An 845-nucleotide genomic window follows, 5' to 3' on the forward strand; every position below is an offset into this window, starting at 1 on the left:
CGGTTCGAGTGCCAGGTCGGGCCGCCCGCCGCGGCCACCTGCGCGAGGGTACGGCCGGTCCGCGCGCTGCGGGCGAGATGCGGGTCGGGGGTGCCATGGCCGCGGGCGGGCCCGGCGGAGTCGCCCGGGTCGGCCGCGCCGTGCGGGTCCCCGCCGGCCGGGTCCTGGTCGTGTGCGGCGGGTCCGGGCCGGGTGGTGGCGGGTCCGCGCGCCCGGCTGCGGCGGGCGGCGGCGCGACCGCGTCCGCTTCCGCCGCCGCGCGGGCCCTCTCCCGCGGACCTGACCAGCAGCCATGCCTCACCCCTGGCGTGCCCGCTGTCGTCCTCGGTGCCGGGCTCGCCCTTGCGGAAACGGGTCAGCGACCAGCGGCCGCGCAGCTTGCCGCCGACCAACCGGAAGGACGCGTGGCCGTGCGCCAGCGCCTCGGCGAAGGGGATCTCGCGGCCGGACCGGTCGGTGCTCGCGTTGCGGTAGCCGCCCGCGTCCCAGACGATCACGGTCCCGCCGCCGTACTCGCCCGGCTCGATCACCCCCTCGAAGTCCCGGTACTCCATGGGGTGGTCCTCGGTCGGCACCGCGAGCCGCTTGTCCCGCGGGTCGGTCGAGGGACCCTTGGGCACCGCCCACGACTTGAGCACACCGTCGACCTCCAGCCGGAAGTCGAAGTGCGTCCGGCTCGCGTCGTGGCTCTGCACGACGTACACGGGGCCGCCGTCCGCCGAGGCGTGCGCGCCGCGCGGTTCGGCGGTGCGGCCGTAGTCGCGCTTGCGGCGGTACGCGGCGAGCCGGTCGCGGCGGTCCCTGCCGCGGGCGGCGCGGTGCCCGGCGCGGCCACGGTCCCGGGC

At 78.7% G+C, this 845-nt stretch carries 1 protein-coding gene; it reads right to left on the reverse strand.

Translation table 11 applies throughout. The features are described from left to right. On the reverse strand, positions 1-845 hold an 845-nt coding region (locus tag AC13HU_RS37775; RefSeq protein WP_483046525.1), incomplete at both ends, for a DNA polymerase ligase N-terminal domain-containing protein.

It is taken from the genome of Streptomyces sp. NH27 (assembly GCF_056859195.1).